Below are 21,974 nucleotides of genomic sequence, written 5' to 3'. Positions count from 1 at the left end.
TCGCAGGATGGTGGTGGAAAGGATCGAAAGATTCGAGCAATCAGGTTTCCTCCGCAGGCCGGTCGATTATTTCAGATGGACAAGGGTTTTGGCGATCCGGTCGCGCAGGCCGGGCGAGACGGCTGTTTCGTCGGCATATTGTTTCCATTGTGCTACCGTTGCATTGATTTCGTCGATTACTTCCGATGCCTTTTTGTTTTTGATTGATCTGCCGATTTCAAGAAGGTCCTCTCTGGTAATGTCCGTCCGTTTTCCGTTGATGCTCAGGGCATGCTGGCTTACCCATCGATGATCGGGCTGGTATGCGTGGCAGAGGTCATAGGCCGGAGCCAGTTCCCACCGGGCATCCTTTTTCAGCCGGAACGAAAAGTTTTTGGTGTGGTCGTCGCAGTTCCGGGCCGCCACGTTGAAAACCATTCTTCTGAACATCTGCTCGGCTTCGGGATAGGTCAGTTTCAGTTCGCGCATGGTCTGAAAAAGCTGCTCATAGCTGAAACTCGTTACCGAGTTGTAGTCGAAGTGCTTCAGTGCGCTGAAGGTCTGTATGTGATGTTTCGTTGAACCGCCTTCCCGGTCGAAGCGTTTGGTCATAAAGTGGGCCCGGCCGTTTTCTTCCAGCAATCGTGACGGCATCATGGTTATGCCGCAGGCTGTGGCCATGTTGCAATACGCCATTTCAACCCTTCCATAGCCGTGGCTCGCGCCCAACTGTATGTCGCTCACTCCGTCCAGCTTGACGAGCCAGTGCTCGAAGCCTTTGGGGGCAGAGGCCTGACCTGATCGGACCTCCCCTGTTTTTTCGTTGTACGCAATGACGGCCTTCGGCCTTGCTCCGCCGGCAGACGTGCCGATACGGAGCAGTTCCGGTATGGCTTTTTCCTCGTCCGTCCTGAAGTTGGCGGCAAAAGCCTCTTTTCCGGAGAGCATTTTTTTTGCCATGTCCACCAGACTCTCTATCTCGACGGCGAAGGTGCGTTTGCTCTCTTTCATGGTGGCGGGCTGAAACTCAAGGGCGCCCATACCCCGGGTTCCGATGAAGCAGAGCATCTCCACCGGATTCATGCTGTCCTGCGGACGGCCCTGCCGGGCAAGCCACTGGTTGATCAGTTCGTTTCCGTACCGGTCCGGCAGCACGTCCGCCAGTAAGCCGGGCAAGCCCCTGAAGGAGTCCAGGGCAGGTTCGGCCTTTTTGCGCAGGGCCGGAAAACTGTAGATGTTTCTGGTACCCGAAACCGGCATTTGCAGGGGAGCGATATCCCATCCCTTCGATTTGAAGCCGGGATCATATTCAAACGCAGCCAGTCCTGCGGCATCGTTCCATGCCACCGCGCCGGCCAGCTCTCCCCATATGCTCACTTCCGCTACGTTCATGTTTCACCATTCATGTTCCGCTGCATTTCCGCCTTTTTTTCCTCGCGCCCGCTGCCGTTTCTCTTTCTGCATTCTGGCCATCGCGAGCGGGCTGATGCGCTGCTCCACCACAAACGCCTCCATTACCTGCAGCTGGTCCAGTACCCGGAGCACCTGAATCAGGGTGCCGAGGGTAACCGCTTCGCCTCTTTCCAGCAGGCTCAGGGTCGAGCGGCTGATGCCGGCGGCATGAGCCAGTTCGTCCTGGGTTTTATTCTGCTCCATGCGGTGGTGCCTTACAAAAGCCCCGATATGTCCGACCAGCGCCTTGTCGCTCATTGACGGCCATTTTGTGAGCGAATAATCAGTCATAACGTTGCTTTTTTATTGGTAATGCATGAGTCGTCATTCGTAATGTATTGTTTTTCCGCTTGAAAGTATAATGTTTGAACGTTTTTTCATTCGCTATTGTGTTGAAATGATCTCTATGCGTGATTTTTAATTCATAATAACCGGTTAATTGTCTGTTTTCTGATCAGGCCATTCATCGGAATGCTTCCGGGTGCTTCGGGGATTTTTTTTTGAAACCCCTTTTTTTTCTCCACGAAATGTCTCCGGATAGCGTTATGATTATATAATGACGATTGTTGAACACCTGAAAGGAGTAGCGGCTATGACAGAGAAAAAGATTGCGGTTATCGTTGGGAGTCTGCGGAGGGACTCTTTCAACAGAAAAATGGCCAAGGCTCTCGCAGCGCTTGCGCCCGCTTCGCTGAAGCTTGAGGTAATAGAGATCGCCGGGCTTCCGCTTTACAACGAGGACATCGAAACCGACCCGCCACCTGTGGCATGGAATGCATTCCGTGCACAGATTGCGGCTAGCGACGGGGTACTCTTCGTTACGCCGGAGTACAACCGGTCGGTGCCTGCCGCGTTGAAAAATGCCATCGACGTGGGGTCGCGCCCATACGGCAAGAGCGTCTGGAACGGCAAGCCGGGGGCGGTGATGAGTGTTTCGCCGGGAGCGATCGGCGGGTTCGGCGCGAACCATCACCTGCGCCAGTCGCTGGTGTTCCTGAACGTCCCTGCCATGCAGCAGCCCGAGGCGTATATCGGCAACGTCGCGAACCTGTTCGACGAGAGCGGCAATCTTGCGAGCGACTCGTTCAGGGAGTTCGCCGTGAAGTTCATGCAGGCGTTCGCGGCCTGGGTTGAAACCGGCACCGGCAGCAAGTGAGTTTTTCAGGAAAAGAAAACGTAAAGAGGGGGGTTCGATGAGTGTTTCAAAGGCGTTTGCCCTGTTCATGCAGGAAGCTCCGGCGCATGCCGAAGCCTGGATGCAGGCGGCAAAGGCGCTGGATGCCGCCAGCGCGCTCGACAGGAAGACGGAGGAACTGGCATATGTGGCGGTTCTTGCCGCTACCGGCAATACATCGGGGATCCCCTTCCATGTGCTTTCCGCCAAATCTCACGGCGCCTCGCGTGAGGAGGTGGTGAGCGCGGTTCTTATAGGCCTGCCTGCCGCAGGAGCGGTGGTGATAGGCGCACTTCCTCCAGCGCTGGAGGCTTACGACGGGGAGGGGCGGTAGCGGCCCCGGTGACCGGGTCTTTTACTCGATTCCGGTTACCGCGCCCTCCAGATCGTAGGGCGTCGAGTCGGTAATCATCGCGCGGCAGAACATGCCGGGCCGGACGTCGAAACCGGCGGTTTCGAGTATGCATTCGTTATCCACTTCCGGGGCGTCGTACTGGGTGCGGCCGACGGCCATATCCTCGTCCACCTGATCGACGAGCACCACGATTTCCCTGCCTTCGAACTCCCGGTTCTTCTCCTGCGAAATGGCTTCCTGCAATTCCATCAGTTCGGCCACGCGATCCTGCTTCTCTTCGGGGCTTACATCGTCTTCGAGCCGGAATGCGGGCGAGTACTCCTCGTGGCAGTAGGGGAAGCAGCCGAGCCGCTCGAAGCGGGTCTCTTCGACGAACCGCAGCAGTTCCTCGAACTCCTCCCTGGTTTCGCCGGGGTAGCCGGCGATCATGGTGGTGCGGAGCCGGATGTCAGGGTTGCGTCGACGGATCTCTTCGAGCAGCCGAATGGTTTCTTTCTTGTCGATACCCCGGTTCATCGAGCGAAGGATGCGGTCGTTGCAGTGCTGCAGCGGCATGTCAAGATAGTTGCACACGTTCTCGCGCTCGCGCATGGTGTCGATCACCTCCATCGGAAAGTTCAGCGGGTAGGCGTAGAGCAGGCGGATGTGCCGGAACTCCATATCGGAGAGGCGGAGCACGAGATCGTTCAGGAGCGGCTTGCCCCCGAGGTCGCAACCGTAGACGCTGATGTCCTGAGCTATGAGGTTCAGCTCACGCACTCCCGCCTCCTTCAGGAGCGCGGCTTCGCGCAGAAGCTGTTCCAGCGGCTGGCTCCGGTAGCGACCCCGGATTTTCGGGATCGAGCAGAAGGAGCACTGCCGGTTGCACCCTTCGGCGATCTTCAGAAACGCGTAGTGGGGCGGTGTAAGCAGCATGCGCCGGTCGAGCAGCTCCTCGCGGTACCCGGCTCCGATAGCCTGGAGCACTTCGGGAAGTTCGCGGGTGCCGAAGAACCCGTCCACCTCGGGCATCTCCTCCCCCAGTTCTTTCCGGTAAAGCTCCGGCAGGCATCCCATCACGAAAACCTTTTGCACCGCTCCATCCTGCTTTTTCCGGATGGCAGCGAGGGTTTCGGCTATGGACTCCTCCTTGGCGTCCTGGATGAAACCGCAGGTGTTGATGAGGATGATTTCGGCGTCGTCGGCAACCTCTGTAAAGGTCATGCCGCTTGCGGCGGCCTGGGCCATCAGCCGTTCGGAATCGACGGTGTTTTTCGAGCAGCCGAGGCTCAGGAGAAAGATGTTTCGCATGGTTAACTCTGGGTGTTGCCGTTGAACTCGCGGAGAAATTCCTCCTTCCATGCCGTGAAGGCGCCGTTCTGTATCGCTGACCGGGCGGTGGCCGTGAGCCACATGAAGAAGGAGATATTCTGCATGGTGCAGAGCGTGAGTCCGAAAATTTCCCCAACGTTCAGGAGGTGGCGGATGTAGGCGCGGGAGTAGCTGCGGCACACATCGTTCGGGAAGCCTTCGTCGATGGACCGGAAATCCTCGGCGTATTTCGCGGAGCGGAGGTTCATGGCGCCTTTGCGGGTGTAGACCCGGCCGTTGCGCCCTTCGCGGGTGGGGATCACGCAGTCGAACATGTCGATGCCTCGTTCGATGGCGTTGAGGATGTTTTCCGGCGTGCCCACGCCCATCAGATATCGGGGCTTGTGCTCCGGAAGCAGGGTGTGCGAGAGTTCGAGCACCCGATACATCGCTTCGGCGGGTTCTCCTACCGCCATGCCGCCCACCGCGTAACCGTCGAAGTCGAGATCCACGAGCGCCTTCGAGGATATGGTGCGCAAATCCGCATGCACGCCTCCCTGCGTGATGCCGAACTGATACTGCTCATGCCCGTAAAGCGGTGAGGTCCCGAGAAAGTGTTTTCTGGCGCGTTCGGCCCATCGCAGGGTGAGCTCCCCGGACTTTTCCACATAGCTGCGCTCCGCGGTGGATGGGGGGCACTCATCGAGCGGCATCATGATGTCGCTGCCGATGATGCGCTGCGTATCCACAACGTTTTCCGGTGTGAACTGCAGCTTCGAGCCGTCTATGTGCGACTTGAAGGTGACCCCTTCCTCGGTGATCTTGCGAAGGTCGGAGAGCGAGTAGACCTGGTAGCCGCCGCTGTCGGTCAGGAGCGGGCCGTTCCAGTTCATGAACCGGTGCACGCCGCCGGCCTTGCGGATGATATCGTTGCCTGGCTTCAGGTAGAGGTGGTAGGTGTTGGCCAGAATGATGCGGACGTTGAGGCCTTCAAGAAGATCGGTCGGCACGGACTTCACGCTGGCCCTCGTACCTACCGGCATGAAGATCGGGGTCGGGATGGTGCCGTGATCCGTATGGAGTACCCCGCATCGCGCGGCGGATTGCGGATCGGTGGCGGTGACGCTGAATTGCACGCTCATGACGGTTTTAAGTGGTACCCGAAAGGGTTGAAACCGCCAATCTAACGACTTTTTGCGGGAAGAAAAAAACGGAGGCGCCCGGATAGCACCGAAGAGCCGAAAAGATAGGCTACCAGTCGTAGCCGAGCATGCGCAGAATGCGCTGGGCGTCCTTGTCGCCAAGCCGGGCGGCGGTGCGGGCATCGTTGAGCGCTCCTTCCCTGTCGCCGATCTTGCGTTTGGCCGCGGCTCTGCTGCCGAAGATTTTCGCTACGCCGGGCGCCAGTTCGGCGGCATTGTTGTAATCCTCGATGGCGCCCTGATAGTCGCCGCTGTGGTATTTGTCCTTGCCGCTCCAGTAGTAATCTTCCGATGTTTTCGGCCCTCCGGCGCCGTCGGCGGCCGAGAGCAGAAAGCTGAGCAGGAGGATAATGACCGGTATGCGGGTTCCTGTATGATTCATCATGGCGGTCCGGTCGTCTCTATGGCTTTTCTTAATGATACGTATCGTTCAACATTGACAAAAGGTTATTTTTCTGGATCATTACGCGCTTTTATTGCATTTCCTGAACCTTCAGGGGCAGTGCCCCGATGTAATACGCCGCCCGGAAGGTTCTTTTCAATGCCGGGAAAGCAAGGTTCTTTTCTTATTTTCCCTGAAATCATCTGCGTGTCGTTATGGCGGCCCGTATCAACCTTAAATCATGTATCGATGAACGTTCTGGTTACCGGAGCTGCGGGTTTTATCGGATTCCATGTCTGCCAGCGTCTTCTCGGAAGAGGGGATACCGTCACAGGTCTCGACAATCTCAACGACTACTACGATGTGAGCCTGAAAGAGGCCCGGCTCAGGCTTCTCGAGCCGCACGCGAATTTCCGGTTCGTGAAAACCGATCTTGCAGACCGGCAGGGCATCGAAGAGCTTTTCCGTACGGGTAAGTTCGATAAAGTGATCAACCTTGCGGCCCAGGCAGGAGTGCGCTACTCGCTGCAGAATCCTCACGCCTATGTCGAAAGCAATCTGCTGGGTTTTCTGAACATTCTCGAAGGATGCCGCCACAACGACGTCGCCCATCTTGTGTACGCTTCGTCGAGTTCGGTGTACGGGGCCAACGAAACCATGCCGTTTTCCGTGCATGACAATGTCGATCACCCGCTCTCTCTCTATGCGGCCAGCAAGAAAGCCAACGAGCTGATGGCGCACACCTACAGCCATCTCTACAATATTCCAGCAACCGGACTTCGCTTCTTTACCGTCTACGGTCCCTGGGGACGCCCTGATATGGCGCTTTTTCTTTTTACCGACGCCATCCTGAACAACCGCCCGATCAAGGTGTTCAACTATGGCAACCACCGGCGCGATTTCACCTACATCGACGACATCGTCGAGGGAGTGATCCGCACGCTCGATCACAATGCCGAAAGCAATCCGGATTGGTCGGGGCTGCATCCCGATCCCGGTTCGAGCCGTGCGCCCTGGAAGGTGTACAATATCGGCAACAGCAAACCCGTCAACCTGATGGACTACATCGGAGCGCTCGAACGGCAGCTCGGCAGGACAGCGGAAAAGGAGTTTCTTCCCATGCAGCCGGGCGATGTGCCCGATACCTATGCCGATGTCGAGCAGCTCATGCAGGATGTGCACTACAAGCCCGAAACGCCCGTCGAGGAAGGGGTGCGGCGGTTCGTGGCGTGGTACCGCGACTACTACGGCATCGCCTGAACGGAAAGGGTATAGCTGCTCGAAGGGCCCTCGGTCCTCAGAGCGAGCGCACCTGAGCGAACCAGGGCTATAAGTCGCTCCCTGGCTTCCGCCAGCGGGATTCCCGCCATCTCTCCGTATTCGCCAGCGGTGATCTGCCGGTTCTGCTGCAGGTAGCCGAGCAGCATTTTCTCGGCGACGCCGAACGAGAGCTTCAGCGGATTTTTTTTCGACTGCATCAGGGTTATCCGGTCGTCGCACAGCGCCCGGTTGCGGCTCCCTTCGCGGATATAGACCCGCTTTTCCGTCACGGACTTTCCGGTGTGCGGGTCCCTGGTCTGTTCGATGTGGGAGTGCGGTTTGTCGGGGCTTTCGGGAACCAGCACCATGAGTACCAGCCTTCGCTTGAACTCCTCGTGGTAGATCTCGATTTCCGGTTCCGGATCGATGTGCAGTTTAACCCCTTCATCGACTATTTCAAGGATCTCTTTTTCGCTGTGGATGCCAACGATCCGTTTGTCGTCATCCACGCCGATGAGAATGACGCCTCCTGCGGTATTGGCGAAAGCCGTAATGGGTTTGGCGATTTTTGAGGGCGAGTGCACGAGCCTTTTGAACTCGGTCTGCCCGTTTTCACCCTCCGCTACGAGTTCGGAGAGGGAGAGCTGCTGGAAACGGCTGCGGATAGGGGTCATGAGGTCCGGGTCAGGATGTTGAGGGGAGACCGTCTGCCTTTTTGCATCCCGACTGATGCATCGCGCGACGTTTGGAATCCCCGTGTACTGCGTTGAACCACGTCTCAATATAATCATGAAAGTATGGATTCAGCGTGTCAGGACAGTTGTGGAGCGGTGTTTTTTTGCGGTTTTGCAACATTTTCCCCGGTATCCGTGCATGTCTCCTGATTCGTCAGCCGGTTTCGTGTGTAATCCGGAATTATCCTTACCTTTACCGTATTACGCGGCATCCCGAGGGTATCCTTTCATGAACCTTGTCAGCATCCCGGATATGAGGGTATCACGTACTTGTTTCGAAAAGCATGTTCCGGTCATGGTTTTTCCCATGCCTGATCCCGATGATGCGCCGGAGCCTGGCAATCCTGTCGATGCTCCTGAACCGAATCCCGACGATGCGCCGGAGCCAGGCAACCCTGACGATGCTCCTGAGCCGAATCCTGATGATGCGCCGGAGCCTGGCAGCCCTGACGATGTTCCTGAACCGGACCCTGACAACGCTCCGGAACCGTTGTGGCCCTGGAAGGATTGCCGGGGCCGTTATGCCCGGAATGTCCGGGGATTTCCCAAAAGATTAGCTGGTTGATACAATGCAGTGTCGCGGACACACGAAATCCGGAAAGCCGTGTCGCAATGAGGCTGGAGCAAACGGATATTGTCGTCTTCATGGCGGCAAGCCATCCGGCAGGGCAAGCAGACGGAAGCCTGCTGCAAATCAGACGAACATGAAGCAGGAACAGAGTCCGGTGCGTGCCAGCGCTACAACAGGCTGGTTGCTGCTTATCATTGTTCTGGCTGTGCTGTACGGGGCGGCAACCGGGGATTGGAGTGAAATAGGAAAATTGCTGGGCTGGTAAGGCCTGATCGAGGCGCTGCTGAGCGTGCTTTTCCGGTCAGGCAGCGGAAAACTGAAAACCACAAATCAAAAAAACCCCGGTATGCGTCGGGGTTTTTTTGATTTGTCTGTGGAATATCCTTCGGCTCATTCCGGCTTCAGGTGCGGGAAGAAAATGACGTCGCGGATCGATTCCTGTCCGGTGATCAGCATAACCATGCGGTCGATGCCGATGCCGAGTCCGGCGCAGGGGGGCATGCCGTATTCCAGCGCGCGGAGGAAGTCCTCGTCCACCACCATGGCCTCTTCGTCGCCGCGAAGACGCAGTTTCGCCTGCGCTTCGAGGCGCTCGCGCTGGATGACCGGGTCGTTCAGTTCCGAAAAGGAGTTGCAGAGTTCCTTGCCGCCGGCGATCAGCTCGAACCGCTCGACGAAGCCTGGTTTCGAGCGGTGTTCCTTGGCGAGCGGCGACATTTCGGTAGGGTAGTCGGTAATGAAGGTCGGCTGGATGAGCTTCGGCTCGACAAATTCGCCGAAGATTTCATCGATGATTTTTCCTGCGCCGATTTTCGGATCGAGTTCCAGACCGAGATCCTTGGCCGCCGAACGCAGCTCGCTTTCGTTTTTGCCGCTGACGTCCACATTGCAGTACTCCTTTATGGCGTCGACGATGCTCAGCCGCCTGAAGGGCGGTTCAAGGGATATGTCGTTGCCGAGGAAGCTCGTTACGTGCGTTCCGTTGACACTGAGGGCTGTGCGGTAGAGCAGCTCCTCGACAAGCTCCATCATCCAGTTGTAGTCCTTGTAGGCCACGTAGAGTTCGACCTGGGTGAATTCGGGGTTGTGGAACCGGTCGATGCCTTCGTTGCGGAAATCCTTGGCGAACTCGAAAACACCGTCGAAGCCGCCCACGATCAGCCGTTTGAGGTAGAGCTCGTTGGCGATGCGCAGGTAGAGCTGCATGTCGAGCGCGTTGTGATGGGTCGTGAACGGCCTTGCCGCGGCTCCTCCGTAGATCGGCTGCAGAATCGGGGTTTCGACTTCGAGCCACCCCTTCGCGGAGAAGAACTGGCGCATGAAGCTCACGATCGCCGAGCGCCGGATGAAGGTGTCGCGGACTTCGGGGTTGACGATCAGATCGACGTAACGCTGCCGGTAGCGAAGTTCCTTGTCGCTGAAGGCGTCGTACACAACTTTCTGGCCATCTACCTCTTTCTCCTTGGCGACCGGGATGGGGCGAAGCGATTTGCTGAGCAGTTCGAACTGACGGGCGTGCACGGAAACCTCTCCCGTTTTTGTTCTGAAGCTGTAGCCTTCGACTCCCACGATGTCGCCGATGTCGAGCAGTTTGAAGGTGCTGTAGGCACTCTCTCCCACTTCGTCTTTTTTCAGATAGATCTGGATGCGGCCTTTCGAATCCTGCAGGTGGAAAAACGATGCTTTGCCCATCTTGCGGATGGTCATGATCCTTCCAGCTACCGATACCGGCCGCTGTTCTTCCTCGCGGAAGGTTTCAATGATATCGGTCGAAGCGGCCGTTACGTCGAATTGGCAGGGGTAGGGATTGACCCCTGATTCCATGAGGTGCAGACGCTCGTCGTAACGGCGCTGCATCTGGTCGTTGAGGGAAAGCTGCGGTTGTTCCTGGTTCTGGTTCTCTTTCGGCATGATGGCGGTTGAAATGAATAAAGGTGTTTTGCTGTGCTGAAGACTCCGGCACTCCGATGGTCGGCGCCGCTATGATACGCTTGTTTTGTACCAGATTCCCGGAATGGTACGGATTTTCTGGAAGAACGAACGGTATGCCCTGCGGGAGAAGACGTCGTAGCCGTTCTTTTCGATGGCCTTGAGGATGTTGCAGTAGTTCCTGCTGCTGACCATGACGGCGAACCGGCTCTCTTTTTCAAGCATGGGAATGCCTTTTTCGGCGGAACGGTAGTAGCTTCTTGCCCGTTCGATCTGGAACTTCATCAGTTCGAGGAAGTTGTCGTTCATGGTTTTTTTCATGAACTCCTCCTCGCTGTAGTTGAACCGCTTCAGATCCTCCATGGGAAGGTAAATTCTTCCGCGGTCGATATCCTCGCCGATATCACGCAGGATGTTGGTGAGCTGCATGGCGATGCCGAGTTCGATGGCATGCTGCAGCGCCTGCCGGTCGCTGTAGCCGAAAATTTCGGAAGTCATGAGCCCGACGACCGAGGCGACCTTGTAACAGTAGACGTAGAGCTCGTCGAAGGTTTCGAACTTCCTGAACTCGATATCCATGGCCACGCCATCCATAAGATCCAGCGGCAGTTCCATGGCGATGGGATAGGTTTTCAGGGTGTCGTGCCACGCCATCATGATCGGGTCGTGATCGACCTCCCCACGATAGCAGCTTTTCAGCCTTGTTTTCCAGTTTTCAAGCAGGCTGTTGATCTCCTGCCGGGTAATCTGCCCGTTGGTGAGCTTGTCCTCGGCCAGATCGACAAGATCGTCAACCGTTCTGAGCAGGGCGTAGATAGCAAAAATAGGGTTCTGCTGGCGTTTTGGCAGGAAAAGAGTCGCCAGATAGAAGGTCTTGGCGTGATGTTTCGATATCTCCCTGCAGTACCGGTATGCGTTGTCGAGGGTGAGCGTTTTTTCGGTTCCCTGCATGGTAGTCTGTCCATTATAACGGTAATTCATGTAACATGCGTACTTTACTATTCAGACTCCACTTCCCGGTCCCCTGAGGGTGCGGCGAAAAACCTTTTCCGTCTGCCGGTCTGGACGAGGTACTGACGGCGGTTTTCCCGGATGCTTATGAGCGCAAAAATGTGTAACTTTTAAAGATAGAGAAACGTTTTTCTGACTGGAATATCCGTTTATCGACTATCGGGCCTGTTTTCGAGACTCCCGAAAGCCGAACGGGCATTTCGCCGGTGCAGAGTGCAATTCCGGAACATGGGGGTTGCGGACACAGTCCGTGGAGCCGTTCAGAGGCGCAATGGAATTTATTCAAGGTTTCCTCATGTTGTGGCAAGATAAAACAATGCGTCAAATATCGCAAAATGCCCACGGGGCAGCGTGTTGTAATTCATTCAGTTACGTAACAGGTACCAGATATATTGAATACATATGTACTTGACCGGCCCAGGGAACGGGCGGTGCTTATAGGGTTGTGCTCTCCTCCCGAGATACCGCGACAGCAGGTGGAGGAGTATCTCTCGGAACTTGCTTTTCTTGCCGATACCGCGGGAGCGGATGTGCTCGATACGATCATCCAGGAGCGCAAGCTGCGCGATCCGGCCCATTATATCGGCAAAGGCAAGGTCGATGAACTTACCGGATATATCAGGGAGGAGCAGATCGACATCGTTATTGTCGATGATGATCTCTCTCCTGGCCAGGCAAGAAATCTCGAACGGGCTTTTGAATGCAAGGTGATCGACCGCACCGGTCTGATCCTGCAGATTTTCGCCATCAGGGCAAAATCCGCCCGGGCTAAAATGCAGGTCGAGCTTGCCCAGCTCGAGTACATGCTTCCGCGCCTTTCCGGCCAGTGGACCCATCTGTCGAAACAGAAGGGAGGCATCGGCACCAAAGGTCCCGGAGAAACGCAGATCGAAACCGACCGGCGGCTGGTGCGCAACCGTATTTCGTGGCTGAAGAAAAAGCTGCGCGATGTTTCGCTGCAGCACAGTACCCAGACGCAGGGACGCCGGTCGATCCCCGGGGTCGCCCTGGTGGGCTACACCAATGCCGGCAAGTCCACGCTGATGAATGCGCTCTGTCCCGAAGCCGGGGCTTTTGCCGAAAACAGGCTGTTTGCCACGCTCGATACGAAAACAAGGCGTCTGGAGCTGAAAATCAACAAGCTTGTGCTGCTCTCCGATACGGTAGGATTCATCAGAAAGCTGCCGCACAACCTTGTGGAGAGCTTCAAGTCTACGCTCGACGAGGTGCTGCAGGCCGATTTTCTTCTGCACGTGATCGATGTGAGCCATCCGGGTTTCGAGGAGCAGATGCAGGTGGTGCGCCTGACCCTGAAGGAGATAGGCGTGCAGCACGACAACATTATCGAGGTTTTCAACAAGATCGACGCGCTCGATGATACGGCAGTACTCCGGGAGCTGCGCACGAGCTATCCCGATGCGGTTTTCATATCGGCGGCGCGCGGAATCAATCTTTCCTCCCTGAAGGAAAAAGTCGGCGACCACCTGGCAAAGGATTTCAGGGAGCGGAAAATCCGTACCCATGTGTCGAACTACAAGCTGATCGGCTATCTCTACGAACATGCGGAAGTGATCGAAAAGCATTATCTTGATGAAGAGATCGAACTGACCTACAGAGTGCACAAAAACAGTATCAAGCATATCGACGCGCACATCAACGCTTTCCGGGAAATGGAGCATGCCGCTGCAGATATTTAACACCACAAGGAAAGCCCTTCCCGAAGATCTCCTTGAACTCGCCGTCAAAGACGTTCTCGCTTCCGAGGGGTTCAGTGTGGAGGAGATTGTTGCGGTCTACTGCGGACGCAGGTTGATCAGAAGCATCAACCGGGAGTTCCTGCAGCACGACTACGCTACCGATACCATAACCTTCCGCTACAACGAGGGAAGCGAGGTGGAGGGGGAATTCTACATTTCACTCGATGTGATCGGGGAGAACGCCCGCCGTTTCGGTACGGATTTTCTCATGGAACTCCTGCGCGTGACCATCCATTCTGCGCTTCATCTGATCGGCTACGAAGATGGAACACCCGAGGAACGGTTCCATATCCAGGAGAAGGAGGAACTCTATCTCAATCGTTTGCGTGATGCCGTAAACCCGTAAACCAGAAATCCGGTAAACCAATGGACGCTCAGGATTTTTCCGAATCACCGGTCGAAAAGCGCTCTCCCCTGAAACGTTTTTTCTCGGTTGCCCTGCCGGTCGCCGTGCTTCTTCTTGCCGGAAGCATAGCTCTCGTCTACTATCTCGGTGAATTCCGGCTCAGGGACGCCGCTGAGAAGGCTTCGTCCGAAAAGCTGCGATATGAAAAACTCCTCGATGAGCGTTCGCTTGCCCTGCAGCGCTCGGACGTCAGGCTCTTTGCCGTTCCGCTCGCCTGGGCGGTCCGCCGTGAACTGATGCAGCAGAATTACGGGCAGATCGACGAGTATTTCAGCGAACTGATCGCAAAAAAGCAGTTCGGCGTGCTCATGCTGCTCGATCCGGACGGAACGGTCAGGGTATCTACCGACAGGAAACTCCAGGGCCTTGCGTTTTCAGGGCTCTATCCCGGCATGAATGCGGCTTCGGAGGAGATCGTTTCCTACTCCCTCTCCGAGGGAAGCAGCCTGTTTCTGGTCCCGGTCATGGGGCTGAACGCGAGGATCGGCACCATCGCCTTTGTCTACTCGTTCGAGCAGCTTTCCCGTCCCTGATGGATTTTTTTCGTCACTTTTTTCAACCATAACCATTTTACGGCCATGCGTAAACTGTTTTCTGTCGTTATCCTGGCACTGTTTACCGTTCTCTTTGTGGGAGCGTGCGGCAACAGTTCAAAAGACGGAGAAAAGCCTTCCGCTGAAAGCGGCAAACCGGGTGGTTCACTCCTCTCGTTTTCACGTGAGTTCGAGGGTTTGCTTACCATGAAAACCACCATTCCCGAAGCGGGAACCACCGAGACGAAAATGTTCATCGCCAAAGAAGGGGTGCGCATGGAGACGAAATCGAACATAAAAAACATGCCCGCAGGTCTGCAGATGGTGATCGTTTCGCCCTCAGAAACCCCCAATCTGGTCTATCTCATCAACGAGAGCAACAAAACCTATACGCTTATCGATACCGACGAGATGAAAAAAGAGGCCGCCGAAGAGGGGTACTCCGATTTTTACAAGGATGCGAAAATCGAAAATCTCGGAAAGGAGAGCGTCAACGGCTACTCCTGCACGCACGTCCGGGTGACCAACGGTGAAAACGTTTCGGATATGTGGGTTTCCAAGGATGTGCTCGATTACGCCACCTACGCAAGAATGCAGAGCACCCGCGACAAGGATATGCCGGAATTCGCCAAGCGCATGAAAGCAGCCGGTTATGACGGGTTTCCGGTGAAAATGGTGCAGTCGCCCTCCGGCGTCACCACCGAGCTGGTAAAGGTCGACAGACAGAGCCTCGAAGCATCGCTTTTCGAGGTACCTGCAGGCTACACGAAAACCGAGTTGCCGACCATGAATTACGAAACCGCTCCAAAACAGCGCGAAGAGGTGGAGGCGATGATGAAACAGATGAGGGAGAAGATGAAGGCGCAGCAGGGCCGGTAAGGGTTGCCGCTGCCGGATTATCGTACAGCTCGATTGCTATCCAACAACCAACAATATCGACACCATGAACCTGTATATCAACGACCAGCCTTGCCAGGCGGCAACCGGGCAGACCCTCGGCAAGGCAGCCCGGCTCAACCACAGCCATGTCGGCTATGTGTGCGGAGGGCACGGCATCTGCCAGGCCTGTTACGTGACGGTGCAGGAGGGCGGCGACAGGCTCTCCGCACTCTCCGACGTCGAAAAGGCGTTTCTTTCCGAACGTCAGATAGCGGCAGGGGGACGGCTTGCCTGTCAGGCTACCATCATCGGAGATGGCACCATCAGGGCGCTCTCGCGTCCCGAGGAGGTCAAGCGTCTTCTTCTGTCTAATCCGCCGGCACTGTTCGCCTACGGGGCCGAAATGGGCAGGGATGTCGCATCGCGTATCGTGCCCGGTGTCGCCAATCTTGCAGGACGGGTACAGAGAGGCGAACTTGGAGGACCCGGGGCGCTCGGTGATCTTCTTGAGTCTGCAGGGGCCGCGGTCCAGCTCGTTCTCAGCGAAGGTCCGAAAATGATGCCGTTCCGGGAGCAGATCATTGCCCTTCTTGGGGCGCTTCCCGTTAAGGTGCCGTTTCTTGCCTTGCAACAGCCTGCGGCAAAACCTGAATTGATCTCTCTGAAGGTCAGTGCGAAAGCTCCCGAAGCTGTTCCGTCCGCTCCCGCTTCCCTGGCTTCAGCGCTGCCGGAAGTGGCTTCATTCGAAGGTGTGCCGGAAGCCCAGGCATTGAAGCTTATCGGAGCAGGCGTCAAAAGCTTCGACGACCTGCTCCTGCAAGGCCGCGACAGGGCCGGGCGCAGATCGCTTTCTGCCTCGACAGGCCTGGACGAAGAGGTCGTACTGACCCTTGTGAACCGTGCCGATCTGGCAAGGATCAAGGGGGTCGGAGCATCCTATTCCGAACTGCTTGAGGCAGCCGGCGTCGATACCGTTCCCGAACTTGCCCAGCGCAACCCGGCAAACCTGCATGCGAAAATCCAGGAGGTCAATATGAAAAGGAAACTGGTTCAGCAACTCCCTTCTCCGGTACAGGTCAGGGAGTGGGTCGATCAGGCAAAATCGCTCGCCCGCATCGTTACCTACTGAACATCGTTATGCTCTGAAGCCGGTTATCGGCTGTTTTTTCAAGAGGCCTCCGCGCAAGCGGGGGCCTTCTGGTTAGATGTTCACGCGGCATGGATGTAATGTGAAGCCAGTGCGCGGGCTTTTTCGTAGCGATGCTTTTTTTTCATGGAGGGTTCGGGATCACCGAAAATTTTCCAGCCGCAGCTTCCGCTGCAGGAATCGGCGCTGATGCCCATGAAACCCCATACATCCTTGAGTGGATAGCCGAGAGCGATGCCGATTTCATGGGGAATGGAGCCCGATGCATGCCAGCGCCTTGCCACTTCTGCGAGAAATGCGGCGCTGTCAAGGCCAAACGGATATTTCAGGACGCAATGCAGGATCTTTTTCGATGCCGTGTCAATGCGCCGGTCAACGTCAGCGGCGCGGTAAAGAATGATTTTCAGAGAGTGTCCGTTATCGTAAAGCAGCAGGTGTTCAAGATTCCAGGAACGGCAGAATGACGCCGTGATCGCCTGGCATGCAGGAGCGTTCAATCCGAACATGTCTTTTTTCATGATGATCAGTTCGCCTGGTTTTTTGGCGAACAGTACCCCTGCTGCATGGACGAATATCCATTTTTCCAGCAGAGCTCTGGAGCCGAGGCAATGTCGGAGTTTATGTTCCCAGTTTTCGAGCTTTACCTGATCTGCTTTTGAAAAACAGTCCCTCATGGTTTCCGGATTGTTGATCTGTCTGTAATTACCTGTCTGCGTTATTTAATATATAAATAATATTAATTAGACAAGATTAAAATAATTTGCTTTTCGTTTTTTGCGCAAGTCCGCCTTGCATTTATCGTCACGTAAAGGCAGCTTCATCACTGGTTGCCGCCGGAGGCGGGCCCCGTCTTTTTTGCGGTGAATCGTCAGGTGCGGAGCAGAAAAGGGTATAAACCGGATAACCTATGGAGACTTCGACGTTTCTCTGGATCGTATCACTCGTATTGATCGTAACGGGTTATGCCGGGCTTGTGATCCCGGCACTGCCGGGTATCGTATTTATTTTTGCCGGATTTCTGACGGCGGCATGGGCCGAGAACTTCGTGTATGTCGGATGGGGAACCATCAGCGTTCTCGGTTTGCTCGCGGGGCTTGCCTTCCTGCTTGATGCAGTGGCCGGGCTTGTGGGGGCAAAGCGTTTCGGAGCCGGGCGCTCCGGTCTTGCCGGGGCGGCGGCAGGCACCTTTGCCGGTATGTTTTTTGGAATTCCCGGGCTTCTTGCCGGCCCGTTTCTCGGAGCCGTGGCTGGAGAGCTTCTGGCCTGCAGAAACCTTCGTTCGGCCGGTCTGGCAGGAGTGGGCGCCTGGCTCGGTCTTGCCGCAGGAGGGGCCGTAAAAATCGCCATTGCCGTTGCTATGGCCGGCGTGTTTGTTTTTGTTCGTTTTTTGTAAGTTTCCGGTAATGCGACGGGAGCTGTACGTGTCGATTCACGGGTTATTAATAAAGCTAAACAGGATACCGAAATGGAAGAGAAGAGCGCACAGGAAGCAGAGAGGGTTGTTGTCACCGATATCCGCATGCCGTTCTGGTCGATGGTTGTGTTCATGATAAAATGGGTATTTGCGAGCATTCCGGCAATGATTATCCTGTCGGTGATCATGAGTATCCTCATGCTTGTCGTCGCGGCCATGACCGGATCGATGTGGTGGCACATGCACAGCATGTTCGAACAGGGCGCTCCTTCGTTCTGAAACCTTTCCTTTTTAATGGAACACCACCCATGAGGAGTGCATGCATATGAGCCTTGCTCTCGGCACCCGCCACGGCTGCGTGATGCAGTCGGAGATCAGGACCATGTCCATAGCCTGCGCGAAAGCCGGAGGCATCAATCTTTCGCAGGGAGTCTGCGATACTCCGGTTCCTCGGGAGGTGTCCGGCAGTGTGGCCAGGGCTGTAGCCGAAGGATGCAATACCTACACGCACTATGCCGGTCTGAAAGCCCTGCGCGAAGCCATTGCCCTCAAACAGAAGCGTTTTTCCGGTCAGGATGTCGATCCCGAGAGCGAGGTCATTGTCAGTGCGGGGGCAACAGGGGCCATGTACTGCGCTTTTCAGGCGCTGCTCAGCCCTGGGGACGAAGTGATCGTGTTCGAGCCGTTTTACGGCTATCATGTCAGTACGCTTGTCGCCGCCGAGGCGGTGCCGGTATCCGTGCCGCTTGCCTTGCCGGGATGGAGCTTCACTGCGCACGATCTCGAACGCGCCGTTACCTCCAGAACACGGGGCATTATCGTCAACACCCCGGCAAACCCTTCAGGCAAGGTATTCAGCCGTGAGGATCTCGAGGTGATTGCCGCTTTTGCCGAACGGTACGATCTGTTTGTGTTTACCGACGAGATTTACGAACATTTCCTCTATGACGGGCATCGTCACACTTCGTTCGCATCCCTGCCGGGAATGAAAGCCCGTACGATAACGGTTTCCGGTTTCTCGAAAACCTTCAGTATTACCGGCTGGAGGCTGGGTTATGCGATCTGTGACGCCCGCTGGGCCAGTGCAATCGGCTATTTCAACGATCTTGTCTATGTCTGCGCCCCTTCGCCCCTCCAGGCTGCGGTCGCTGAAGGCATGCGGCTGCTCGATGACAGCTACTACCGCGCGCTCTCCCGGGAATACGTGAAGAAACGGGATCGCTTCTGTGATGCCCTCCGTCAGGCAGGGCTCTCTCCTCATGTGCCGGAGGGTGCATATTACGTTCTTGCCGATACAGGAGATCTGCCGGGGCGGAGCGCTACGCGGAAAGCCATGTACATTCTTGAAAAAACCGGGCTTGCCAGTGTCCCCGGCAGCGCTTTTTTCAGCGAGGGGCGGGGTGATGATCTGGTGCGTTTCTGCTTTGCCAAGGAGGATGCGGTTCTCGATGAGGCCTGCCGACGCCTTGCGCTTCTCCGGCAGGGGTCCTGAGGCATTTTTTTGTGCTCCGGGGGAACACCCTGAGGGTTTTCCATTGTTAGCAATCGGTAGGAGTGTTCGTATCATGCCTCATCAACCGGTTAATGATAAGGAGCTGCCTCGGATGCGTCATGCGGTCTCTTTTTTTGTCGTCCTGCTTCTGGGTGCCGCTCTGGGCGGATGCATCAGGGTTTCCACCCATGTTGCGGTCCGTCCAGACGGCGGAGGTCGTGTGACCGAACGGGTGCTGATGAACATGGCTTATATGAAGACCATGATGGCCGGTTCGGGAGATGTGCAGGGCAAAATGGAGAAAACCTCGTCTCCCGACCGGAAGACGCTTGAGAGAAATGCCTCCGCGATGGGTGAAGGTGTACGTGTCGAGAGTTTCCGCCACTACCGTGAGGGTGATTTTGAAGGCTATGAGGCGGTTTATTCGTTCAGCGACATCAATCGACTGAGGGTTTCAGGCCGTCCCGACGAGGGCGTCGAGCGTGATGCTCCTGCAAAAGGGGGGACTTCATCCAGAGAGCCGATTCTTTTCCGCTTCAGCAAAGGTACGCCCTCAAAGCTTGTGATTGTGATGCCGGAGGAGGAGAGCCTCCTGAAGCCGGCGGCAAAGAGCGACCCACCGTCTGCGCCCCCGACTCCCGAACAGCAGAAGCTTTCGCTTGCCATTATCAGGGAGGTTTTCAAGGGTACCCGCATGACGCTTTCCGTCGGAGTTGAGGGACGCCTGGTGAGCACCAGCGCGGTTTGCCGGGAGGGATCGCGCATTATCCTTGCCGAGGTGGATTTCGACCGGCTGCTCGGTGATGAAAATCAGGCCCCGGCGCTTCTGAATCTGACCGGTTACGGTTCGTCGCCCGATTCCGTTCGGGATATGCTGAACCGTGTTCCTGGAGTGCGTGGCGAAACCGGACGCGAGGTCACAGTTCTGTTCAACTGAGGGCAGCCTTGGGGAAAATCAACGTATCAGGGGAGGGCAGTCGCTATGAACGTTTCCGATGATGTAGACGTACAGTGCCCGTATTGCGGATCGGTTTTCACGGTTGCCGTCGAATCGTACGACTTCCGGCAGGAGTTCGTGGAGGATTGTGCTGTCTGCTGCCGTCCGCTTACGATCGTGATGACCTTCGATGAAGAGGGTACGGCTCACGCCGAAGTCCATGGCGAGGATGAATAAAAAAAAAGCCGAAACCGAAGCTGTAAGCCGAATTCTGTGAATCGCCTTCCGCAGAAGGTGAAACTGCAGCCATTTATCTGATGCGGCTTACCCGAAAACTCTCCCGGTAAAGGGAATTGAACGGGCCGCTCTTTTTCCCCCGGAGGGGAAAAGTTTTCCTATTTAGCCTTGCTTCGGGGAGGTTTGCCAGGCATATCCCGTTGCCGGAACATCCGGTGGTCTCTTACACCGCCGTTTCACCCTTACTCCGGTTTCCCGGAGCGGTCTGTTTTCTGTTGCACTGTCTGTGAAAGCGGGTTTTCCCCGCTCTCCCCGGGCTTGAATCGCGGATGCTCCGGTTTACACCGGCAGCTCCTGAACTCTCGACCGGCACCCTGCCCTGTGAAGTTCGGACTTTCCTCTGCGTAACCTGAAAGTTATGCAGCGACTGCACGCTTGCGGTTTCAGCAAGTAAAAAGAACTGAAGAGAGACGGAAAAAATTCAATCGGCCGCTTCATCGAACAGCCTTTCGTGAACGACAATCCTTCCGCACGATTCACACAGGTAAAATCCGCCCTGCACAATCATGGTGTGCCGGTTGGTGGGAACCCTGGTGTTGCATCCGGAACAGGCGTTTCGATTCAGTTTTACAACAGCGTTCTGCAGCACGCCGCTTCTGAGATGATCGTATTTGTCGAGAAGGCGTTTGGCTTCACTCATGATGAGCTCGCGTTGCTCGCTGATTTTTTTGTTCAGCGCATCGACTTCGTCGGCGGTTTCAATGACAATGCCCTGCAGTTCCTCTTTTTTCTGTCCGACCTGCCGGCTGAGATCTTCGAGCTGCTGCATAAGCACATCGTCGGGCATCATCTCTTCTGTTATCTCGTCATAACGGTTTTCATCGATGAGCTGGCGTCCTTTCTGCTGGGTTTCCAGGGTTCGCTGCTCAGCATGAGCGATGTCCTGAAGCTGTATTTCCGCCTGGGAGATCTCTTTTTCTTCGTACTCTATCTGTTTGGAAAGCGCGTCATACTCCTTGTTGTTGCGGGCAAGGGTCTGCTTTTCCTTGAAGGTTCTGATTTTCTCCCGGCACTCGTTGATGGTTTCATTCAGTTTTTGCCGGAGTTTCAGGTGATCGTCAGCAATTTTTTTGCGGGCCTCTATCTGACGTTTGGTGAATGCCAGGTCTTCGTCAAGGGCAGTGATCTCTTCCGGTAAACCTTTCTGAAGGCTGATAATGTTCTCGATCTGGTTGTCAAGGTGCTGAAGCCTGACAAGAAGGTTGATTTTTGTATGATCCACTATTGCCTTTGTTTTGGATTATTGAAGCATAAAAAAAGCACCTTCTCTGGAAAAGGTGCATACCTTGATTTAGCTATGTGTAAACAGTCCGGATTCGTATCCTTCGCTGCGATTATTACCTGCTGTCGTCTGCATCTTGCCGTGGAAGCTTTTTAGTGCCCGAAAGGAGATTCGAACTCCTACACCTTGCGGCGCTCGTCCCTGAAACGAGTGCGTCTACCAGTTCCGCCATTCGGGCTTCGCAGAATTAAAACCAGACCAGATTACAATAAACCTTTTTTCGATGTATTGTCAAAAAACAAAGTTACTTAATCTCTTTATGCACCGTGTGGCGCTGCATGTTCGGATTGTACTTTTTCAGCAGCAGCCTTTCGGTGGTGTTCTTCTTGTTTTTTGTCGTTGTGTAGCGCGAAACGGTTTTGCCTTCTTTTTTCGCTTCGGTGCACTCGATTGTTACAACAATCCTGTTTTCTTTTCCTTTTGCCATCAGAAACCTCAGTAATATATATTTAGTTAAGAGGCATGAATATAAGGCTTCAGTAAGGATTTTG

The 21,974-nt window shown here is 55.5% G+C and carries 26 protein-coding genes, 1 tRNA gene and 1 other RNA gene; 15 read left to right on the top strand and 13 right to left on the bottom strand.

The genetic code is table 11. From position 1 onward, the window contains the following. Positions 1–66: 66 nt before the first annotated feature. Positions 67–1,371 (bottom strand): type II toxin-antitoxin system HipA family toxin, encoded by a 1,305-nt coding sequence (locus WBP50_RS02230; RefSeq protein ID WP_423931433.1) that lies wholly within the window; start codon positions 1,369–1,371, stop codon positions 67–69. Between the two features lie 3 nt (positions 1,372–1,374). Next, positions 1,375–1,722: a helix-turn-helix domain-containing protein gene (locus tag WBP50_RS02225; RefSeq protein WP_423931432.1), complete on the bottom strand. Its 348-nt coding sequence runs from the start codon at positions 1,720–1,722 to the stop codon at positions 1,375–1,377. 301 nt (positions 1,723–2,023) lie between these two features. Between WBP50_RS02225 and WBP50_RS02220 the strand changes: the two genes are divergently transcribed. Both WBP50_RS02220 and WBP50_RS02215 read left to right on the top strand, forming a co-directional pair. Further along, the gene (locus tag WBP50_RS02220; protein ID WP_423931431.1) at positions 2,024–2,587 is read left to right on the top strand and encodes an NADPH-dependent FMN reductase; all 564 of its coding nucleotides are present in this window, start codon (positions 2,024–2,026) and stop codon (positions 2,585–2,587) included. Between the two features lie 37 nt (positions 2,588–2,624). Further along, entirely contained in the window at positions 2,625–2,939 is a 315-nt protein-coding gene (locus tag WBP50_RS02215; protein WP_423931430.1) for a carboxymuconolactone decarboxylase family protein, read from the top strand. Positions 2,940–2,960: 21 nt separating this feature from the next. Here the strand turns inward: WBP50_RS02215 and rimO are convergent, their stop codons facing one another. The 3 genes from rimO to WBP50_RS02200 form a co-directional block, all read right to left on the bottom strand. Further along, positions 2,961–4,250 carry a 30S ribosomal protein S12 methylthiotransferase RimO gene (gene rimO, locus WBP50_RS02210; RefSeq protein ID WP_423931429.1) on the bottom strand — a complete coding sequence of 430 codons (1,290 nt, stop codon included), beginning with the start codon at positions 4,248–4,250 and terminating at the stop codon, positions 2,961–2,963. Positions 4,251–4,252: 2 nt separating this feature from the next. Continuing rightward, positions 4,253–5,392: a tRNA guanosine(34) transglycosylase Tgt gene (gene tgt, locus WBP50_RS02205; protein WP_423931428.1), complete on the bottom strand. Its 1,140-nt coding sequence runs from the start codon at positions 5,390–5,392 to the stop codon at positions 4,253–4,255. A 109-nt stretch (positions 5,393–5,501) separates the two neighbouring features. Further along, complete coding sequence (locus WBP50_RS02200) at positions 5,502–5,837, bottom strand: tetratricopeptide repeat protein (protein ID WP_423931427.1); 336 nt, start codon at positions 5,835–5,837, stop codon at positions 5,502–5,504. A gap of 246 nt (positions 5,838–6,083) precedes the next feature. Here WBP50_RS02200 and WBP50_RS02195 point away from each other — a divergent pair, with 246 nt between their 5' ends. Beyond that, positions 6,084–7,094, top strand: a complete 1,011-nt coding sequence (locus WBP50_RS02195; protein WP_423931426.1) for an NAD-dependent epimerase — start codon at positions 6,084–6,086, stop codon at positions 7,092–7,094. On the opposite strand, the gene WBP50_RS02190 is transcribed toward WBP50_RS02195, so the two are convergent. After that, complete coding sequence (locus WBP50_RS02190; RefSeq protein ID WP_423931425.1) at positions 7,079–7,768, bottom strand: helix-turn-helix domain-containing protein; 690 nt, start codon at positions 7,766–7,768, stop codon at positions 7,079–7,081. The genes WBP50_RS02195 and WBP50_RS02190 overlap by 16 nt on opposite strands. Before the next feature lie 289 nt (positions 7,769–8,057). Here WBP50_RS02190 and WBP50_RS02185 point away from each other — a divergent pair, with 289 nt between their 5' ends. After that, positions 8,058–8,393 carry a hypothetical protein gene (locus WBP50_RS02185; RefSeq protein ID WP_423931424.1) on the top strand — a complete coding sequence of 112 codons (336 nt, stop codon included), beginning with the start codon at positions 8,058–8,060 and terminating at the stop codon, positions 8,391–8,393. Positions 8,394–8,397: 4 nt separating this feature from the next. Continuing rightward, positions 8,398–8,664 (top strand): DUF5763 domain-containing protein, encoded by a 267-nt coding sequence (locus tag WBP50_RS02180; protein WP_423931423.1) that lies wholly within the window; start codon positions 8,398–8,400, stop codon positions 8,662–8,664. Between the two features lie 125 nt (positions 8,665–8,789). Here the strand turns inward: WBP50_RS02180 and lysS are convergent, their stop codons facing one another. Further along, entirely contained in the window at positions 8,790–10,310 is a 1,521-nt protein-coding gene (gene lysS / locus WBP50_RS02175; protein ID WP_423931422.1) for a lysine--tRNA ligase, read from the bottom strand. Positions 10,311–10,379: 69 nt separating this feature from the next. After that, positions 10,380–11,309 carry a phytoene/squalene synthase family protein gene (locus WBP50_RS02170; RefSeq protein WP_423931421.1) on the bottom strand — a complete coding sequence of 310 codons (930 nt, stop codon included), beginning with the start codon at positions 11,307–11,309 and terminating at the stop codon, positions 10,380–10,382. Positions 11,310–11,731: 422 nt separating this feature from the next. Here WBP50_RS02170 and hflX point away from each other — a divergent pair, with 422 nt between their 5' ends. The 5 genes from hflX to WBP50_RS02145 all read left to right on the top strand — a co-directional run bounded on the left by hflX (position 11,732) and on the right by WBP50_RS02145 (position 16,043). Beyond that, positions 11,732–13,036 (top strand): GTPase HflX, encoded by a 1,305-nt coding sequence (gene hflX / locus WBP50_RS02165; protein WP_423931420.1) that lies wholly within the window; start codon positions 11,732–11,734, stop codon positions 13,034–13,036. Next, on the top strand, positions 13,017–13,442 hold the full coding sequence (gene ybeY, locus WBP50_RS02160) for an rRNA maturation RNase YbeY (protein ID WP_423931419.1): 426 nt from the start codon (positions 13,017–13,019) through the stop codon (positions 13,440–13,442). Before hflX ends, ybeY begins: the two co-directional genes overlap by 20 nt. Positions 13,443–13,462: 20 nt before the next feature. Then, positions 13,463–14,035 carry a hypothetical protein gene (locus tag WBP50_RS02155; RefSeq protein ID WP_423931418.1) on the top strand — a complete coding sequence of 191 codons (573 nt, stop codon included), beginning with the start codon at positions 13,463–13,465 and terminating at the stop codon, positions 14,033–14,035. Between the two features lie 45 nt (positions 14,036–14,080). After that, positions 14,081–14,914, top strand: a complete 834-nt coding sequence (locus WBP50_RS02150; protein WP_423931417.1) for a DUF4412 domain-containing protein — start codon at positions 14,081–14,083, stop codon at positions 14,912–14,914. Between the two features lie 64 nt (positions 14,915–14,978). Further along, positions 14,979–16,043: a DUF4332 domain-containing protein gene (locus WBP50_RS02145; RefSeq protein WP_423931416.1), complete on the top strand. Its 1,065-nt coding sequence runs from the start codon at positions 14,979–14,981 to the stop codon at positions 16,041–16,043. Positions 16,044–16,123: 80 nt separating this feature from the next. Here WBP50_RS02145 and WBP50_RS02140 read toward each other — a convergent pair whose 3' ends face one another. Continuing rightward, on the bottom strand, positions 16,124–16,735 hold the full coding sequence (locus WBP50_RS02140) for a DUF3793 family protein (RefSeq protein WP_423931415.1): 612 nt from the start codon (positions 16,733–16,735) through the stop codon (positions 16,124–16,126). Positions 16,736–16,968: 233 nt separating this feature from the next. On the opposite strand from WBP50_RS02140, the gene WBP50_RS02135 reads away from it, so the two are divergent. The 5 genes from WBP50_RS02135 (at position 16,969) to WBP50_RS02115 (ending at position 20,141) form a co-directional block, all read left to right on the top strand. Beyond that, positions 16,969–17,454: a DUF456 domain-containing protein gene (locus WBP50_RS02135; RefSeq protein ID WP_423931414.1), complete on the top strand. Its 486-nt coding sequence runs from the start codon at positions 16,969–16,971 to the stop codon at positions 17,452–17,454. 72 nt (positions 17,455–17,526) lie between these two features. Beyond that, on the top strand, positions 17,527–17,754 hold the full coding sequence (locus WBP50_RS02130; protein WP_423931413.1) for a hypothetical protein: 228 nt from the start codon (positions 17,527–17,529) through the stop codon (positions 17,752–17,754). A gap of 46 nt (positions 17,755–17,800) precedes the next feature. Further along, the gene (locus WBP50_RS02125; RefSeq protein WP_423931412.1) at positions 17,801–18,967 is read left to right on the top strand and encodes a pyridoxal phosphate-dependent aminotransferase; all 1,167 of its coding nucleotides are present in this window, start codon (positions 17,801–17,803) and stop codon (positions 18,965–18,967) included. Positions 18,968–19,079: 112 nt separating this feature from the next. Beyond that, positions 19,080–19,904 carry a hypothetical protein gene (locus WBP50_RS02120; RefSeq protein WP_423931411.1) on the top strand — a complete coding sequence of 275 codons (825 nt, stop codon included), beginning with the start codon at positions 19,080–19,082 and terminating at the stop codon, positions 19,902–19,904. A 45-nt stretch (positions 19,905–19,949) separates the two neighbouring features. Then, positions 19,950–20,141, top strand: coding sequence for a CPXCG motif-containing cysteine-rich protein (locus WBP50_RS02115; RefSeq protein WP_423931410.1), 192 nt, complete (start codon positions 19,950–19,952; stop codon positions 20,139–20,141). A 7-nt stretch (positions 20,142–20,148) separates the two neighbouring features. Here WBP50_RS02115 and rnpB read toward each other — a convergent pair. The 4 genes from rnpB to rpmG all read right to left on the bottom strand — a co-directional run bounded on the left by rnpB (position 20,149) and on the right by rpmG (position 21,910). Then, positions 20,149–20,585, bottom strand: an RNA gene (gene rnpB, locus WBP50_RS02110) — RNase P RNA component class A. A gap of 37 nt (positions 20,586–20,622) precedes the next feature. Continuing rightward, positions 20,623–21,423 (bottom strand): zinc ribbon domain-containing protein, encoded by an 801-nt coding sequence (locus WBP50_RS02105; protein WP_423931409.1) that lies wholly within the window; start codon positions 21,421–21,423, stop codon positions 20,623–20,625. 156 nt (positions 21,424–21,579) lie between these two features. Further along, positions 21,580–21,661: transfer RNA gene (locus WBP50_RS02100), tRNA-Leu, on the bottom strand. 66 nt (positions 21,662–21,727) lie between these two features. Then, positions 21,728–21,910 carry a 50S ribosomal protein L33 gene (gene rpmG / locus WBP50_RS02095; RefSeq protein ID WP_423931408.1) on the bottom strand — a complete coding sequence of 61 codons (183 nt, stop codon included), beginning with the start codon at positions 21,908–21,910 and terminating at the stop codon, positions 21,728–21,730. Between the last annotated feature and the right edge of the window lie 64 nt (positions 21,911–21,974).

The sequence above is a fragment of the Chlorobium sp. genome (assembly GCF_049593655.1).
Lineage (GTDB): Bacteria > Bacteroidota > Chlorobiia > Chlorobiales > Chlorobiaceae > Chlorobium.
Note: the sequence above shows the minus strand (reverse complement) of the source record. Positions and strands in the feature narration are given on the sequence as shown.

What these genes read in the sequence shown, in the direction of transcription:
- WBP50_RS02230 (WP_423931433.1), bottom strand. Translation starts at nt 1,371, where the DNA reads ATGAACGTAGCGGAAGTGAGCATATGGGGAGAGCTGGCCGGCGCGGTG.
- WBP50_RS02225 (WP_423931432.1), bottom strand. Translation starts at nt 1,722, where the DNA reads ATGACTGATTATTCGCTCACAAAATGGCCGTCAATGAGCGACAAGGCG.
- WBP50_RS02220 (WP_423931431.1), top strand. Translation starts at nt 2,024, where the DNA reads ATGACAGAGAAAAAGATTGCGGTTATCGTTGGGAGTCTGCGGAGGGAC.
- WBP50_RS02215 (WP_423931430.1), top strand. Translation starts at nt 2,625, where the DNA reads ATGAGTGTTTCAAAGGCGTTTGCCCTGTTCATGCAGGAAGCTCCGGCG.
- rimO (WP_423931429.1), bottom strand. Translation starts at nt 4,250, where the DNA reads ATGCGAAACATCTTTCTCCTGAGCCTCGGCTGCTCGAAAAACACCGTC.
- tgt (WP_423931428.1), bottom strand. Translation starts at nt 5,392, where the DNA reads ATGAGCGTGCAATTCAGCGTCACCGCCACCGATCCGCAATCCGCCGCG.
- WBP50_RS02200 (WP_423931427.1), bottom strand. Translation starts at nt 5,837, where the DNA reads ATGATGAATCATACAGGAACCCGCATACCGGTCATTATCCTCCTGCTC.
- WBP50_RS02195 (WP_423931426.1), top strand. Translation starts at nt 6,084, where the DNA reads ATGAACGTTCTGGTTACCGGAGCTGCGGGTTTTATCGGATTCCATGTC.
- WBP50_RS02190 (WP_423931425.1), bottom strand. Translation starts at nt 7,768, where the DNA reads ATGACCCCTATCCGCAGCCGTTTCCAGCAGCTCTCCCTCTCCGAACTC.
- WBP50_RS02185 (WP_423931424.1), top strand. Translation starts at nt 8,058, where the DNA reads ATGAACCTTGTCAGCATCCCGGATATGAGGGTATCACGTACTTGTTTC.
- WBP50_RS02180 (WP_423931423.1), top strand. Translation starts at nt 8,398, where the DNA reads ATGCAGTGTCGCGGACACACGAAATCCGGAAAGCCGTGTCGCAATGAG.
- lysS (WP_423931422.1), bottom strand. Translation starts at nt 10,310, where the DNA reads ATGCCGAAAGAGAACCAGAACCAGGAACAACCGCAGCTTTCCCTCAAC.
- WBP50_RS02170 (WP_423931421.1), bottom strand. Translation starts at nt 11,309, where the DNA reads ATGAATTACCGTTATAATGGACAGACTACCATGCAGGGAACCGAAAAA.
- ybeY (WP_423931419.1), top strand. Translation starts at nt 13,017, where the DNA reads ATGCCGCTGCAGATATTTAACACCACAAGGAAAGCCCTTCCCGAAGAT.
- WBP50_RS02155 (WP_423931418.1), top strand. Translation starts at nt 13,463, where the DNA reads ATGGACGCTCAGGATTTTTCCGAATCACCGGTCGAAAAGCGCTCTCCC.
- WBP50_RS02150 (WP_423931417.1), top strand. Translation starts at nt 14,081, where the DNA reads ATGCGTAAACTGTTTTCTGTCGTTATCCTGGCACTGTTTACCGTTCTC.
- WBP50_RS02145 (WP_423931416.1), top strand. Translation starts at nt 14,979, where the DNA reads ATGAACCTGTATATCAACGACCAGCCTTGCCAGGCGGCAACCGGGCAG.
- WBP50_RS02140 (WP_423931415.1), bottom strand. Translation starts at nt 16,735, where the DNA reads ATGAGGGACTGTTTTTCAAAAGCAGATCAGGTAAAGCTCGAAAACTGG.
- WBP50_RS02135 (WP_423931414.1), top strand. Translation starts at nt 16,969, where the DNA reads ATGGAGACTTCGACGTTTCTCTGGATCGTATCACTCGTATTGATCGTA.
- WBP50_RS02130 (WP_423931413.1), top strand. Translation starts at nt 17,527, where the DNA reads ATGGAAGAGAAGAGCGCACAGGAAGCAGAGAGGGTTGTTGTCACCGAT.
- WBP50_RS02125 (WP_423931412.1), top strand. Translation starts at nt 17,801, where the DNA reads ATGAGCCTTGCTCTCGGCACCCGCCACGGCTGCGTGATGCAGTCGGAG.
- WBP50_RS02120 (WP_423931411.1), top strand. Translation starts at nt 19,080, where the DNA reads ATGCGTCATGCGGTCTCTTTTTTTGTCGTCCTGCTTCTGGGTGCCGCT.
- WBP50_RS02115 (WP_423931410.1), top strand. Translation starts at nt 19,950, where the DNA reads ATGAACGTTTCCGATGATGTAGACGTACAGTGCCCGTATTGCGGATCG.
- rpmG (WP_423931408.1), bottom strand. Translation starts at nt 21,910, where the DNA reads ATGGCAAAAGGAAAAGAAAACAGGATTGTTGTAACAATCGAGTGCACC.